Source organism: Rhodoferax sp. U2-2l, from assembly GCF_020594515.1.
GTDB lineage: Bacteria > Pseudomonadota > Gammaproteobacteria > Burkholderiales > Burkholderiaceae_C > Rhodoferax.
The window spans coordinates 15,479-29,421 of sequence record NZ_JAJCTH010000025.1 but is presented as its reverse complement, the minus strand read 5'-3'; the positions used below and the strand labels follow the sequence as shown (position 1 = coordinate 29,421).

The window sequence follows — 13,943 nt, the reverse complement described above, 5'->3', positions numbered from 1 at the left end:
TTCCAAAAATAGTCTTTAGACAACCCGTCACCACGAGCAACGCGAGCCTGTAGACCACTGATCGAATCATTCAGATCTATGGCACCGGCACTTATGCATGATGAAACGAAAACTTCGCAAAAAATGTAACACATTAATGGAATATAGACGACCTTACAACAGGGAGTTATGACCACATGAAAACGTGCGCTGCCTAAAAATTGAACACATACCGCACCAATTGCGAGGAACTCAACAACACAACAACGGGTTGAAAGCAGCTTTCATCAATGAAGAAGTTAAACACCATTCCAAATAACAATGCCATTCCCGAACTGATGGCGAATGCCAATCGACTGAGTGACGGTGGAAGCCTCTATCTGATCAAAGGAAAAACTCCCGATCGTTTTTTTTGGCGATTCGACTATTCATTTGGCGCTTCGCGTAAAACATTGAGTGCGGGGGTTTTTCCAGACACCACTTTGGATGAGGCTCGTGCTGCTGCCACAGAGTTTCGCAATCTGTTGGCTCAAGGTTCTGATCCCTCAGCTTTGCGCAAAGAGATGGGCCGCCAATGGAGTGCACAACGCAAAGATACCGCTGCGTTGAAACGACTCGGCATAGTCGCTGGCTCCTTTGCAGCTGCGGCCCATACATGGTTCGAGCTACGGAAAGGTGACTGGGTCTGTGACTACGCCAACAAAGTACTAGGGCGCATAAAAAAATATCTACTTCCAAAATTTGGCGCTCGCCAAATCACGGAGCTAGGTCCGTCCGACATCACCGCGTTGTGCCGGTCCATCCAGGCCAGTGGTCGAGTTGAGACTGGCATCCGAGTTTTCAAAATCTGTAAACGCATTATGGATCTGGCGATTGCCGAGGAACAAATTAGCGTGAATCCTTGCAACTCAGTACTTGAAGCATTACAGACTCCAGTGACCAGACACTATCCTGCGATCATCGATCCGATGCAGCTAGCCAATTTGCTGAGGAAAATTCATCAGTACAGAGGAACGGCGGTCGTAAGAGCCGCGCTTGAATTGAACGCCATGCTCATGGTACGCGGTGGTGAGCTGCGCAAAGCGCAATGGGGTGAATTCGATCTGAATCGAGGTGAATGGCGAGTGCCAGCAATACGCATGAAGGGTCAGCAACACCGAAAACTTTACGGCCCGCCTCACATTGTTCCTCTCCCCGATCAAGCGGTACGAATCCTGCGAGGCCTGTTTAACCAGAGAAATGACAGCCAGTATGTATTCCCTGCTAAAGGACGAACTGACAGATGCATGTCGGGAGGTACGTTGAATCGCGCCCTGAAAATCATGGGTTACTCAACTAGCACGGAGGTAACAGCGCACGGATTTCGGCCCACGGCAAGAACCATGCTCGTCGAGCGCTTGGGCTGGAACAAAGACATCGCAGAGTTACAACTCGCGCACACGGTACCAGACCAAAATGGGACGGCATACAACCGCGTACAACATCTGAAAGAACGTCGTCAGATGCTGCAGGCATGGGCGGACTACTTAGACGACCTCCGCGAAGGGTGCATTTGTCCTGATCAAGATGAAGACAAATTTACGCCCATCACTGAAGCCGTACTCGACAAGCAAGAGGCTCAGGCATGCGAACCCCGTCATCTCCCAAGTGAGACATTTGCCAATGAATATTGGTTTCAAAAGCCAATCCGATTTCAAGTTCAAACTATGAAATCACCAACGCAATTCGAATTGCCGAACATTTCGAAATGCCAATCCAGATGGAGCCAATCATGAACGCCGACATTAAACCATTGGAGCGCAGGCGACCAGGCCCCAAAGGCATCGACCAAAAAACGGTTTTCGAAGCAGCCGACGGCATCTGGCAAGGCGGTCAGGGGCCGGTACCAACGATTCAGGGTGTCCGAGCCATTTTGGGAACTGGCAGCACAGTGAAACTTGGTGAATTCCTGGCCATGTGGCGCGCGCGACATCTCGGCGCCATGTCAGCGCCAGCGATTCCTAAAGCCCTGGCGAAAGCAGTCAACGACCACTTTGAGGTTGTGCGTAGCGAAATCGAAAACAACTTTCAGGCACTAATCAATGCAACAGAACATGAAAATTCGACACTGCTCGAGAGCTTGGCTGATGTTGAATCTCAGCTGGAAGAAGCTCAAGCCGAGTTGATGGAAGTTCGCCAGGGCCATAGCGAACTGGTCGGCCGGGTCTGCGAGCAAGCAGAAAACATTCAACAGCTAAGAGCAGACCTGGCAGCAGTCAATGAAATCAATCTGAAAGCGCAAGTCGCCACCACACAGGCTCAAACCGAGCTGGAATTTCACTTGCAGCGCCTGGCGACCACTGAAATTGAACTGGACATCACCAAGCGACAGTATGCTGATTCACAGCAAGAACTCGAGGCCACCAGGCTTGATCTAGCTACGACACGCGAAAGTCTGGCTGGCGCGCAGATCCGTGTTGGCGAGTTTCAACAACAGCGAGACAGCCATTTCGCCCTTGCACCGACTGCGCTGCCTGAGGTGACAAAGCCGTGAACAGCAGCGCTGAAACAGCTCCTGTGGATCAGCTTGGAATAACAGCTGAATGGATCAACGCAATGCCAACGGGCTTTGTCATCAATACGTGGCGACATCGACTGTCACAGTCACCGCGACTGAAATCAACGGTGCCGAAATATGCCATCGTGGCCGTTTTGACGACGAAGCCGATACTGCAGTTCCAGTTATCGGGCGATTTTTTGGGTCGCGATTACTATGTTCAAAAGAGCGCGATAACTGGGGCCGTATGCAAAAAAATGCCTAACGCAGGCCCCCCCGATGACAACGAAAGCAAGCAGCATGACGGTGACGGACGACGCACGTCGTTCCGTTGCCGGCGTGACGCTTGCTGGCGGTGGCAGCGGTGCAGCAGAGGCGGTAGCCTCTGCTGCACAACGGCTTCGCTTCAGTCTGTGGTCGCCACCGTTGATGGATCGGCACCGTGACTATGCATTCGAGTTCGACAGACCAAGACGCCATGAACCGTGCAAGGGCAGCTGCATCGTTCGTCGCCGGGAAGACAGCAAAAACGACTGCAGCGGAATCGAAAAACCAGAAGGCGGAAAACAACTGTCGCTTGCCTGGCGACGTTTTTGATGACCCGGTCATCATGGAAGCTGAACGGATCGCAAGCTGGCCTCAGCCCAAGCACAGCTCAATCAAGGATTACAAAAAGAAGATCATTTGGCTGCGGGCGTTCATCGAAGATTACCCGGAGCTGGACGAGCACGTTCGATGGCAGCAAGCACTGAATGGTTACTCCAATAGTGCTCAGTCGTTCAAAGCATACAAGTCGGCCTTGTGCTGGCACTTGCGAGGTGAACTACGCATACGACTTGACAGACTAAAAGCGCTTGAGCCAGGTGACACCGGGCCTGTCGAATTCATGCAACACGTATCTGTGCTGACTGAGCGCCTGAAGACCTACCACGCTGTTCACGAATACCAGCGCACACCCGTAGAACCATTGGACGGTTTCAGTATGCCAGTGCGAGGATCGAAGCGAGGTGAGTTAAAACGGATTTCCAAGTCTGTGAAAAACTGGAGTGGCAGAATGCTGATGGCAGTGCGGCGCACCAAATATCTGGATGCTGTTCGTGTCATGGCACGTATCGGCTGTCGCCCGAAGGAGTTGGTGACGGGAGTCCAGATTGCGATGGGCACCACTGGTTGGTACAACATGACAGTGCTCGGAGCAAAAGTCACGGAAATCGCCGGTCAACCTTGGCGCCGCATATCGCAGCCGATAAAAACATTACCTCGCGCATGGTATCAGCGACTTTTGAAGGAAGGCACATTTGTCGTCTCTGTGGAAACGGTGGATGGGTTACGAAACCAGCTGCAGCGAGCAAGTGCGAAGGCCTTACCCGGGCTACCGTTTGCGACCGCATATGTTTTTCGACATTCTGCTGCAACGCGATTACGCGATGAAGGTTTTTCGGCCGAAGAGATCGGCGCGCTTCTGGGTCACTCGGCAGCAGAGACTCAAGCGCTCTACGGCATACGCGCTGGCGGCAAACGGCGTAAAAAGCCAGATAAGGGTGTGGCGCTGCGCGTGGAGGTTCCGCGAACAGTAAGACCCCTTGACCGAAGCGGCTTGAAGATGATCAACGCAAAAAAAGGAAATCTCAGTCCAGTGACAGGCAAGTAGGTTGATTTGGGGTTCTGGTTAAGTTACTGCAATGGATCAATCAACAAAATGGCCATCCAGGCAAACAACATAGTTTGGAGAGGTGGCGTTAGGACGACTTGATGGTGGCAATGCAAGGTAAGCGTCGTCCTTTTTTTGGGTAGCGGAACAAGAGAATTCAATGAAATAAGTCAAAGGCAGACAGGGCAATTTGATGTCTGCCATCTTTACGGAATCGTGTCCGCAATCGCGTACCCAGTCAGTCAGTGCGTTAAGCAGAAAATTGATGACGTAGCTTGTAGTTTGTGAGTTGTTCTGGTGGGCAGCCGAAAATCGACGTAACGTACCTGGCACCGGATTGAGTTTGACAAACATCAACCGGGTAACCTGGTAGGCCTTCGGGCTCCTCGGCGGACCAGATGGACGCCAGTGGCTCCATCTGCCAAGTGCTGGTCCCGTTTGTTGTGTTGGGGGTCACGATCAAAGCGGAATCAAACTTGATTTGTCCATTTGCGCCCTGCTTAGCCCAAGCCGCTACCTGCTCGATGCTTGAGGCGAACAGGGTTCGTTTCATCACGCAATCCGAATCGTCTGGGTCGGATTGAAGCAGGGTCACTAGGAACCAGGGACGGGACAACGCCAGTTCACACAGCAGCCAAGACTTTTGGCCTGGGTCGCAATGAAGGGCTGAAACGGGAGACAGGTTGCGCTGGTCAGTGATGAACATACAAAAGATCCGGTTTGAGATTGAAGTTAAAACACAGACTATAGTCGGTTGACTATAGTCTGCCAAGCCGGAAGATCGCTCTCATGGCAAGAGCGCGAAACGAGGCCGTCATAGACGCCTTTGCAACAACATTGAAGAAGATCCGCCGTCAACAGCGGATGACACAGGAGGAGCTGGCGGACAAGGCCTCGCTTGACCGTACATTTATTGGCTTGCTTGAAACCGGCAGGCGTCAGCCAACGCTCAGCGTGATTTGCGCACTCGCGTATGCCTTAGATGAAACACCATCGCAGTTGGTGAAGAACGCTGTGGAGCTTGCAGAGATGGCAGACTCGGGACCGCTTGTGACGCCGGGCTACGTCACAGAGGACAAGCGATTCAATACGTCCAAATCGGACGAATGAGCTTCTTCGGTTAGGTCAGAAAAAACTGGCCGGTTTCGAATGTCGACTGGTTGGGAAACTTGTCGCTGCCGCCGAAAACCTCACTCGAACAGATCTGTGTGATGCCTGCAGGAGGACCCACCTCAAAAAGCAAAAGTCCCATGAGATCAGTAGGGTAATCGGTATGCATGCTTACCCCGTTGTTCAGTGCTGTTGATCAAAAAACGACAGATTTAGCTGCCAAATTGGCACTGAATGGTGAATGAGATATTCACTAATCGAGCGGTCCCGTTTTTGTTTAAATTTGTCTGGTTGAGTCGCCGTCGCTCGCCAAAATTGTGTTCATGAAAAACATGAATACTCTAGATCTTATAGCAGCCGTCTGCCATGTCCGGCACGCTCCAGACGTCAACGTTCAACCACGCATCCGTGTTCTCCGCTGGCGAACCTACCCCTTCGACGGCGAACAGGTGCTGGTCTGCGAACTACCCGGCACCAGTCGCATCCGCGTGACCACCGCGATTGCACATTGGGACACAACCACCAGAGAAATCGTCACGCAGTTAGGCGGCGTCTACGAAGTTGTGGAGCCCATGGCCGAGGACAGTCTGGATTTCAGACTGGCACTCGTGGTCGAGGAGGCCTCGCCCGATGCAAGACCTCTGTAAGCAACCGGCGAACACATATTGACCGCAAGACGTCCACCTGATTAGCGGCGCCAGGTGAACCGGCGGCAGTGGTCTTGTTGCACGACCAATGCCCACTAAACTTCTGGCCTGTTGCTTGCCGTGCGAGATCGCCATCAGCCATGAGTGCCAATCGGACCGTCCTCAATCGTGAGTTGTTTGTCCAAGCCCTACGTCAAATGGGCGAAGAGGATCTGCGGTATCTCAACCTAAAAACCTGGCCAATTCAGTAAGGAGTTTGCCTAACCAATCTAGTGCCCCTGTCTGGACCCCGTCAAAAGACGGGTGGTTTCACCAGTTGACGGTAAAAAACACCCGGATTCTCTGATGCGATGGACAGAAAAATGTATTCTTCATAACTAGTTAGGCCATCGTGGCTGGCTGGCATCTCACTTGCAAACGTTGATGGCAACCACTTCGGTCACAAATTTGCAAGAGAGGTTCAATGGCGCTACTTCACTACAACAATCTGGATGCCGCTCGACCAGACACCCTCCTCAAAAGTGTCTTCTTCGGCTTGAAGACGTTCCATGACTTCCTCCGTCGAACGAAGGAGTACATGGAGAGCGATGCCGCCGTGAAGCGGCTCGCGTGGAAGCCCAGCACGCCGCCGGAGGGTGACCAGGCCGACCGCGCGCGTGGCTTCTGGATCCAGCTCGAAGAGCCCAATGAGCGCCCTAACGAGCCCGAGTCGACGTTCCGAGCGTTCATGGACGAGAATGTCCGCGATGTATTCGAATGGGTCGACGACGACCTGGATGCCACGACTGACCGCCGCAGTAACGGCTGGAAGAAGTTTGCTGACAACCGCAAGCTCCTAGTGCTCGACCGAGACCCCGAGACATCCCAGCTCCTGCTCGATCGCCGACCGAATGGCGACCAGTTGCTCTTGCGCCCGAATACGCTCACACTGCTACGGCAGATTCAGGCGCTGCAGGCGCTACAGAACGCACCCTCGTCCTCGCACCGGCCACTGCTGCGCCTGATGGAATCTGTGGAGCACGCTCGGTGGCCATCCTTCGAGCCAGTCGGAATCGAGGATGACGGCTGGATGGTGCTGACCGACGAGGCACGCCCGGGGACGGACGAGCAGCGTCGCTTCGTCGACATCGCCTTGGCAACGCCTGACTTCGTACTTCTGGAGGGTCCGCCAGGCTCCGGCAAAACCACGGCCATTTGCGAGTTGGTGTTGCAGCTCGCCAGGCAGGGCAAGCGGGCGCTCCTCTGCGCATCCACCCATGTCGCCGTCGACAACGTGCTCGAGCGGCTGATGGATGAACGCAACTCACACCGTGATTTGGTCATCCCGGTGCGGATCGGTGAGCGCAGGAACGTCTCCGAGAAGGCAGGCCCCTGGCAGCTTGAGCGTTTCGTGAAGACCGAAAGAGAACGCTTGCTCCGGCACCTCGACGGCCGCCGTGGCCTGAGCGAGTCGCAACAGGCCCTGCTGGAGGAGGTCAGACATGGGCCAACAACCATCGAACGTATGGTGCTCGACGCAGCAAACCTGGTTTGCGGGACGACCATCGGCATCCTGCAGCACCCAGACATTAAGGCGAGCGGACACGCGGCAGCGACCTTCGATGTGCTGATCATCGACGAGGCGTCCAAGACAACCTTCCAGGAATTCCTGGTTCCCGCGCTACTCGCGAAGCGGTGGGTGATCGTCGGCGACTCGAAGCAGCTGTCGCCCTACGTCGACGATGCCGCGATGGCCGTCAACGTCGAGGCATGCCTCCGTGATGAGGGTACCCGCAATGCCTGCATCGATGTCTTCATGGCGAGCCAGGAAGACCCGCGGCGGCGACGAGTGGCTGTCGTATCCATCGATGAAGCGAAGACGCTGGGCGTGTATGCCGCGCAGGCGGCAGCTCGCGGGGTCGAGCTCGCGGACGCCAGCAACGACGACGTGATCTGGAGCGCGGCCGTGGTCGCCGGAGCGCTCGCCGATCTCGAGCGCCGCCTGGAGGAACTGCCACTCGACGTCGCCACCGTGCGGCATACCGGTGATGGCCTGTATGCGCTTCGGCGCAGGGCCGATGCTTGGTTGCGAATTTCCGGGCGCGGACGCGAAGCGCAGCCCGAGTGGGCCGCCGAGGTCGCCTGGCGCCTTGCCCGCCTCTACGAGCAGCGCTTGGCACACGAGGTCGAGCCCGGTGAACGCCAAACCCGCTCGACGAGTCAGCGGCTCCGCAAGCAGATTAAGGAGCTGCTACCGGCCGTTGAGACGGGCGTCGACACAGAAGCGGTCTGGGGCGAGATCGACCGCGTCCGCAGGGTCGCATTGCCTTCAATCCTCGAGTCGCTTCGTCAAGGCTTTGAGCGTGACCCGCAAGCGAAGAAGCCGACCGCACTCTCAGACGGGCTGCCGGCGTCAGCGCTCCGAGCACGCCATGTGCGCCTCAGCACGCAGCACCGAATGCATCCTGACATTGCGGCATTCCCGCACAAGCTCATCTACGAGGGCGAGGCGCTCTTCACCCCTGACTACATGGAAGACGAGCGCACCTGGAGTTTCCGGCGCCACGCTCACAGAGCTGTCTGGCTCGATGTCCGTGGCAGCTTCAACAGCCGATTCAATTCGAACCCTGCCGAGGCCGGCGCGGTCATCTACGAACTGCGGGAGTTCGACGCCTGGGCAGCGCACAACCCTCGCCGCGACGGGCGCCCATGGGAGGCTGCGGTGCTGACCTTTTACCGAGGTCAGGAGCGCGAGATCCGCAGCCACCTTCGGCGCTGGACCCGACAGGGGAGCGGCATGCGGCAATTCACGCGAGGAGCGAAGGCCGAGGTACACCTCACCATCGAACTCTGCACCGTGGACCGCTTCCAGGGCCACGAGGCCGACTTGGTGATCCTCTCCTTTGCGAGCGCGCGCCCAACGAGCTTCCTCGAAAGCCCAAACCGCCTGAACGTTGCACTCACCCGGGCGCGGTATCAGCGCATCGTCGTCGGCGACCGTCACGCCATGAAAAGAGCCCAGCCTTCCGCGCTGGGCGTCTTCGCCGAGCAAGAAGTTTGGGAAGCGCAGATCCAAGAATCGGGAGGAACCCATGCGAGTTAACGGCCTTGCTGAGCTCGGCAAGCTATTGAAATCGGCGCCCGCCACGGCTGCTCCGCAGCAGCGTGCTGCGCAATCGGTCAAACCTGAACCTACTGACGCTGCTGGCGTAATCCGCTTGACCAGGGAGATCCGAGTTGAGTGCTGGCGCGTGATTGGCCAGGTCGCGAAGGCGGCAAAACGCAACGAGCTATTGCCCGTTTTGCTACGAGCGCGAGAGCGCGGGCAAACCGATGCTGGGGATGTTGCTGAGCATCTGCTCTTCGAGCACAACTCGCGTCGGGTCATCGCCCAGCGTCTGCTGCAGATCGGACAGCAATATGGGCTTCTCGAGCAGGTGGACCGGCAGTACCGGTTGACCGAGTCTGGCTCTACGGCCCTGGATACGAAGCAGATCTACATCCCTGAGCAGGGGACGTGGACGGTGTGGGCCAGCAAAGATCCGCTGCTTGGCGCCACCATCCTTCGCGTTGAGCCATGGCGGGAGTCGAGTGCATATGACGAGGTTTGGGGCGAGGAGCGCGACAAGGCGCCCAAGCGCCGCTTCGAGAAGCTGCCTCGGTGGGTTCGAGATGCAGTCGGCGTCATCACGACGCCGCTGGTCGGCGGCGCGCCACTGCGCATCGAACAGCTTGAGGCTGAGGGCGAGGTGGCAGAGGCTGAGACGACGCTCCGGGCGACATGGGATGTCACGGATGCTCGCTTGAGGATCGGCGGCAGCCTGGGTGGCACGCCCGTGAATGCCGCCGTCGACGCGCCGGAGATGGCTGCGGACGCGGTCTGGATGCAGCTGATGCAGGTCGAGGGGCTGTGGCCGCGATGGGACGACTCGGTCGCTGCGCTGAGGATCGGCTTCGACGAGACGATTGCCGACGAGCGCGAGTCTCTCGTCCGAGGGGTCTCCTTCAAGCGCCCTGACATCGAGTCACTTGGAATCTTCGACGCGACGACGGTCGAGGGGATCGCGCTGCGAGCACGCTCTGCCCAGGACGCCACGCGCTGGGCGGATTGGCGGCTACGAGAGCGAGTGCGAGACTACGCGACCACGGAGCACTTCTGCACATGGGCGGCCGAGGCGGTCAAGCCGTTCGCTGAGTTTGACCCACCCACGCCGACCAGACAGGAGCTTGCGGAGGCAGCCTGGCGTGACCGCACAGATAGACCGACACCAGGCACATGGCACTTGGTTGCTGCCGAGGATTGGAGCCTGTGATGAAGACGAAGAACAACTCAACTTGGGAGAAGCGATTCGTCGAGATCATCGACCAGCGGCAACGTGAGTTGCCGCCGACGTGGGCGTCCACGCCTTCTGTCGCTGCCGCGCGAAGCGAACGAGGGCGGGCCGTGTTCGAGTCCGGTCGGAGCCGGGAGATGGCGAACGCCGTCGTTTCGTTGCTCTCGCAGGCTCGAGACAAAGCCGTGATGTGCAGCTTCCTGCTCGCCGACAAGGGGGTCGAGGATGCGATTCTCGACGCAGCAAAGCGCGGAGTTCGCGTCTACGTGCTGCTGGCCTCAGAAGCGCGCCTTGGGCGCGAGGAGGGCGAAGGCGAGTTCGACAAGCGCGTCCTCGATCAGCACAAGGCAATGCTCGCCCGACTTGGTGGGCACGCACTCTTCCGGTCTGCGCCGCATTTCCACGCGAAGGTCGTAGTGGTTGATCCGGAAACTCGCCCGGCGGGCCTGTTGCTCACTGCGAACCTCACCACCGAAGCGCTTGAGCGGAACGAGGAACTGGCCGTCACTCTTACCGCATCGGAGGTGATTGAGGTCACCGACTACCTGAAATGGGCGATGTGGGAAGCGGCGGAGCACGAACTGATCGATCCGAAGGATCGCTTCAAGGCCACCCGCCCCATTGGGAAAGTGCCCCACCCTGACCCCGGCGGGGCCATAGTGGCGACCACCGTGAAAGTCAACGCAATCCACGACGAGGCGCTGCGACTCATCGACAGGGCAAGGTCGCGCATCGTGGTCAGCAGCTTCGGCTGGGATGAGGATCACGCTGTTGTCAAGCGGCTCTGTGCCCGAGCCCGTGATGGCCTGGACGTCACCGTGCTGGCGCGCATCCGTCCCTCGTCGATGCCCACACTCTTGGCTTTGGCCGAGGCCGGTGCCACCGTTCTCGGCTTCCGCTGGCTGCACGCCAAGGCGATCTGGATCGACTCGGGGCAGTCGCTGGTGATGTCGGCGAACCTGCAGCACGATGGACTGGACCATGGGTTCGAACTGGGTCTGCGATTCGCCGATGCGCGCTCGCGGGAAGTGTTGGAGCAGCTCGAAAGCTGGTGTGCTGCTGCGCCATGGCGCCTCGAACCCAGGCCTCGCCTCGGTGATCTCCTCGGCGCGGTGAAGCTTTGGAAACAGGGGCAGCTCGTCGATGCTGAGATCGTCACCTCGGTCGATGTGGATCTTGGTGCTGTCACGGCCGAATCAGCCGCGGCGATCGAGACTCGTCGGCCCCAGCTTCCGGCCGAAAAGGGGTTGCCGTCGACCCTCGCCCACGAGCTTCGCTGCGGTTGGCTGGTGGTCGCACCGACCCTGGCCGCCAAGGCCAAAGAGAAGCTACGACGCACCGAGGAGAAGGACCAGCCAGCCATTGGGTACCAGCCGGCTGTATTCCGCGAGCCGAGTGGGCGCCTGGTGGTCGCGGTTCGATCCGCCGACGAGTTGGAGCAAGCGCGCGCGGTGATGGCTGAGGTCGCGGCCGCCACAATTGTGGTCACCGAAGGGGTGAACTGATGGGCCGGCGCACGGGAACGCTTCTCTGCTGGCACGCCGAGCGTGCGGGCATCGAGGTGCTCGACCGCGCCATCAAAGCGCTCCAGAACCGGCGCATCGACATCGATCGAGTGCTCTACCTAGTACAGGCGACGAGAACGCCGGATGTGCCGGCAAAGGTGGGACAAGCCGTGGTCGAGCCCATCGACATCGCGCTCGAGGACCCAACCCAACATGCAGCGATCTACGAGCAGATGCGCGATGTAGTGCTTCCACGGCTGCGAAGCGTTCGAGGGGGCCTGCACATCAATGTGTCGCCGGGTACGCCTGCGATGCACAGCGTGTGGCTCATGCTCCACGCAGGAGGCGCCTTGCCCGAAGGCACGCAGCTGTGGTCGTCGCAGATGAGTCGCGAGACGAGCCGGGTCCGCATAGATCCCGTGGACTTCTCGATCACCACCTACCTTGCCGAGATACAGCGCGTGGCGCGCCTCCAGCCGCAGCTGGCGGTCTACGAGGCGCAGGCCCGATCGCCTGCCCGTCGCCAGGCCTTGGAGCGCCTTGCTCGGTATGCACGCGTCTTCGGGGCGCCCTTGCTCATCCTTGGCGAACGAGGAACGGGCAAGACGCGCCTAGTTGAAACGTTCATCGCAACCCTCAAAGGACGGAAAAGCGTAGTAACGGTCCCATGTGGCGGACTCGACTCGGCACTCGCCGAGAGCTTGCTCTTTGGTCACCGCAAAGGCGCCTTCACGGGCGCCGCTGGTGACCGGCCGGGGCTCCTGAAGGAGGCCAATGGCGGAATTCTCTTCCTAGACGAAGTGCAGGACCTCCCGAAGCCAGTGCAGCGGAAGCTCGTACGCGTGTTCCAGGATCGCCAACGACGCTATCGTCCTGTCGGCAGCGACCGCGAGGAAAGCGTCGACGTTGAACTGGTCTGTGCCTCGAATCTGCCTTTGACAGAACTGCGCGAGCGCGTTGACGCTGACCTTTTCGACCGTCTTAGCCACCTTTCGGTCACGGTTCCACCGCTGCGCGAGTGCCGCGAAGACTGCAAGGACGACTGGAACCGGGTTTGGCAAGAATTCCGGGAGCGTGATGACTTTCCGGCAGATGCTCCATGGGAACCTGAGATCGAAGGGGCGCTCCAGCGCAGCCCGCTGATGGGCAACCTCCGAGACCTTCAACGCCTTGCTCTGCTGTGCATGGCCTGGTGGTCAGCGTCGGATCAGAGGGTGAATTTCTGCGCCGCATTGGACGATTGGCTTCGATTCACGTCGACACAAGTTTCCGAGAACAGCGAATTCGGGGAAGGCACTCGTGCAGCGCGAATCCGCTGGTTCAGAGATCGACTCGCCAAGTGGGCCAAAGATCGGCACGGAACCTGGTCTGCAGCTGCCAAGGCTCTCAGCTGTGACGAGAAAACGCTGCGGCTCGATTCGGTATCTGCAATGGACAACGTCCCTGACTCTGAAGTTCCGTTCAAGAAGGATCAATAGGCGCATCACAGATTGAAGAGCCCATTCGCGCGAGGCTCACCGACGTCGTTGGCCGCCGGTCGTTGAAACCGTTAGCCGTCCAGGTGCGCCGAAGACTGCTTCATGCTAGGCATGCGTGAACTCGGCGGCTGATCGCCGATGACAGGAACCGCTGCAAAGTAGAAGTAGCCTAGTGCAGCCAGCTTTAGGCTGATTATGTAGTCGTTCACAACAGGAATACCCGCATGGTCGTGGAGCGGTTGAACCTGCTGGATCAGGCCAAGAGCACCGTGCAACTGGCCCAGTTTGCCGAGGGAGACCGCGTGCACTTCACCACCCCAGACGGGGCCGACAAGCATGCCTTGGTGCTGCGCCTGAACAATCCCAGAACGGTAGTCGCTTCCCTGACCACATCGACGACCGTGAGCCTCTCCTCGATACTGAAAGAGTCGAGGTTGTCGACAAAGATCGTAGACCCACCATCGTTGGCCAGCTCGACAAGCAACTCACGAATCGCTCCATCGAAGCCGATCTGTGCGCGCAGCGCGGTCCACCCGCCGGAAACACATCGTATTGGGCTGAGAACAATAACCCGACTTTCGGCTTGCATGCCCGCGACGACCGTTCCCACTGACACCCGCCGTTGGGCAAGCGGAGCTACCATCACGCAACCATCGTGAGCGTTCCGCCCAGGAACTGGCTGGGCGCTGACAAATGTACAGCGGATATTGGAGTCTTTGCGACT

13 protein-coding genes are annotated in these 13,943 nt (G+C 58.2%); 11 read left to right on the top strand and 2 right to left on the bottom strand.

Translation table 11 applies throughout. The annotated features are described in order from the left end of the window. The first annotated feature begins 269 nt into the window (after window positions 1–269). From LHU53_RS18765 to LHU53_RS18745, 5 genes are read left to right on the top strand one after another with little or no spacing between them, the layout of a single operon-like run. Entirely contained in the window at window positions 270–1,754 is a 1,485-nt protein-coding gene (locus LHU53_RS18765; RefSeq protein ID WP_227334311.1) for a site-specific integrase, read from the top strand. Continuing rightward, window positions 1,751–2,512: a DNA-binding protein gene (locus LHU53_RS18760; protein WP_227334310.1), complete on the top strand. Its 762-nt coding sequence runs from the start codon at window positions 1,751–1,753 to the stop codon at window positions 2,510–2,512. Before LHU53_RS18765 ends, LHU53_RS18760 begins: the two co-directional genes overlap by 4 nt. A 49-nt stretch (window positions 2,513–2,561) precedes the next feature. Then, window positions 2,562–2,780, top strand: coding sequence for a hypothetical protein (locus LHU53_RS18755; RefSeq protein ID WP_227334309.1), 219 nt, complete (start codon window positions 2,562–2,564; stop codon window positions 2,778–2,780). Window positions 2,781–2,794: 14 nt separating this feature from the next. Next, window positions 2,795–3,112 carry a hypothetical protein gene (locus LHU53_RS18750; RefSeq protein ID WP_227334308.1) on the top strand — a complete coding sequence of 106 codons (318 nt, stop codon included), beginning with the start codon at window positions 2,795–2,797 and terminating at the stop codon, window positions 3,110–3,112. A gap of 13 nt (window positions 3,113–3,125) precedes the next feature. Beyond that, window positions 3,126–4,166: a hypothetical protein gene (locus tag LHU53_RS18745; protein ID WP_227334307.1), complete on the top strand. Its 1,041-nt coding sequence runs from the start codon at window positions 3,126–3,128 to the stop codon at window positions 4,164–4,166. A gap of 250 nt (window positions 4,167–4,416) precedes the next feature. Here the strand turns inward: LHU53_RS18745 and LHU53_RS18740 are convergent, their stop codons facing one another. Continuing rightward, complete coding sequence (locus LHU53_RS18740; RefSeq protein WP_227334306.1) at window positions 4,417–4,872, bottom strand: hypothetical protein; 456 nt, start codon at window positions 4,870–4,872, stop codon at window positions 4,417–4,419. Between the two features lie 83 nt (window positions 4,873–4,955). On the opposite strand from LHU53_RS18740, the gene LHU53_RS18735 reads away from it, so the two are divergent. The 6 genes from LHU53_RS18735 (at window position 4,956) to LHU53_RS18710 (ending at window position 13,219) form a co-directional block, all read left to right on the top strand. Then, the gene (locus tag LHU53_RS18735; RefSeq protein ID WP_227334305.1) at window positions 4,956–5,276 is read left to right on the top strand and encodes a helix-turn-helix domain-containing protein; all 321 of its coding nucleotides are present in this window, start codon (window positions 4,956–4,958) and stop codon (window positions 5,274–5,276) included. A 323-nt stretch (window positions 5,277–5,599) separates the two neighbouring features. Beyond that, a complete protein-coding gene (locus LHU53_RS18730; protein ID WP_227334304.1) occupies window positions 5,600–5,923 on the top strand; it encodes a hypothetical protein in 324 nt (107 codons plus the stop codon). 463 nt (window positions 5,924–6,386) lie between these two features. Further along, window positions 6,387–9,005: an AAA domain-containing protein gene (locus LHU53_RS18725; protein WP_227334303.1), complete on the top strand. Its 2,619-nt coding sequence runs from the start codon at window positions 6,387–6,389 to the stop codon at window positions 9,003–9,005. Continuing rightward, window positions 8,995–10,215: a hypothetical protein gene (locus LHU53_RS18720; protein ID WP_227334302.1), complete on the top strand. Its 1,221-nt coding sequence runs from the start codon at window positions 8,995–8,997 to the stop codon at window positions 10,213–10,215. The genes LHU53_RS18725 and LHU53_RS18720 overlap by 11 nt, the downstream gene beginning before the upstream one ends. Continuing rightward, entirely contained in the window at window positions 10,215–11,741 is a 1,527-nt protein-coding gene (locus tag LHU53_RS18715) for a phosphatidylserine/phosphatidylglycerophosphate/cardiolipin synthase family protein (RefSeq protein WP_227334301.1), read from the top strand. The genes LHU53_RS18720 and LHU53_RS18715 overlap by 1 nt, the downstream gene beginning before the upstream one ends. Continuing rightward, a complete protein-coding gene (locus LHU53_RS18710; protein WP_227334300.1) occupies window positions 11,741–13,219 on the top strand; it encodes a sigma-54 dependent transcriptional regulator in 1,479 nt (492 codons plus the stop codon). Before LHU53_RS18715 ends, LHU53_RS18710 begins: the two co-directional genes overlap by 1 nt. 71 nt (window positions 13,220–13,290) lie before the next feature. On the opposite strand, the gene LHU53_RS18705 is transcribed toward LHU53_RS18710, so the two are convergent. Continuing rightward, window positions 13,291–13,557 (bottom strand): hypothetical protein, encoded by a 267-nt coding sequence (locus tag LHU53_RS18705; RefSeq protein ID WP_227334299.1) that lies wholly within the window; start codon window positions 13,555–13,557, stop codon window positions 13,291–13,293. Window positions 13,558–13,943 lie beyond the last annotated feature (386 nt).

Bases quoted from the DNA above. Each gene is read 5' to 3' on its own strand.
- LHU53_RS18765 (WP_227334311.1), top strand. From the start codon at position 270: ATGAAGAAGTTAAACACCATTCCAAATAACAATGCCATTCCCGAACTG.
- LHU53_RS18760 (WP_227334310.1), top strand. From the start codon at position 1,751: ATGAACGCCGACATTAAACCATTGGAGCGCAGGCGACCAGGCCCCAAA.
- LHU53_RS18755 (WP_227334309.1), top strand. From the start codon at position 2,562: ATGGATCAACGCAATGCCAACGGGCTTTGTCATCAATACGTGGCGACA.
- LHU53_RS18750 (WP_227334308.1), top strand. From the start codon at position 2,795: ATGACAACGAAAGCAAGCAGCATGACGGTGACGGACGACGCACGTCGT.
- LHU53_RS18745 (WP_227334307.1), top strand. From the start codon at position 3,126: ATGGAAGCTGAACGGATCGCAAGCTGGCCTCAGCCCAAGCACAGCTCA.
- LHU53_RS18740 (WP_227334306.1), bottom strand. From the start codon at position 4,872: ATGTTCATCACTGACCAGCGCAACCTGTCTCCCGTTTCAGCCCTTCAT.
- LHU53_RS18735 (WP_227334305.1), top strand. From the start codon at position 4,956: ATGGCAAGAGCGCGAAACGAGGCCGTCATAGACGCCTTTGCAACAACA.
- LHU53_RS18730 (WP_227334304.1), top strand. From the start codon at position 5,600: ATGAAAAACATGAATACTCTAGATCTTATAGCAGCCGTCTGCCATGTC.
- LHU53_RS18725 (WP_227334303.1), top strand. From the start codon at position 6,387: ATGGCGCTACTTCACTACAACAATCTGGATGCCGCTCGACCAGACACC.
- LHU53_RS18720 (WP_227334302.1), top strand. From the start codon at position 8,995: ATGCGAGTTAACGGCCTTGCTGAGCTCGGCAAGCTATTGAAATCGGCG.
- LHU53_RS18715 (WP_227334301.1), top strand. From the start codon at position 10,215: ATGAAGACGAAGAACAACTCAACTTGGGAGAAGCGATTCGTCGAGATC.
- LHU53_RS18710 (WP_227334300.1), top strand. From the start codon at position 11,741: ATGGGCCGGCGCACGGGAACGCTTCTCTGCTGGCACGCCGAGCGTGCG.
- LHU53_RS18705 (WP_227334299.1), bottom strand. From the start codon at position 13,557: ATGCTTGTCGGCCCCGTCTGGGGTGGTGAAGTGCACGCGGTCTCCCTC.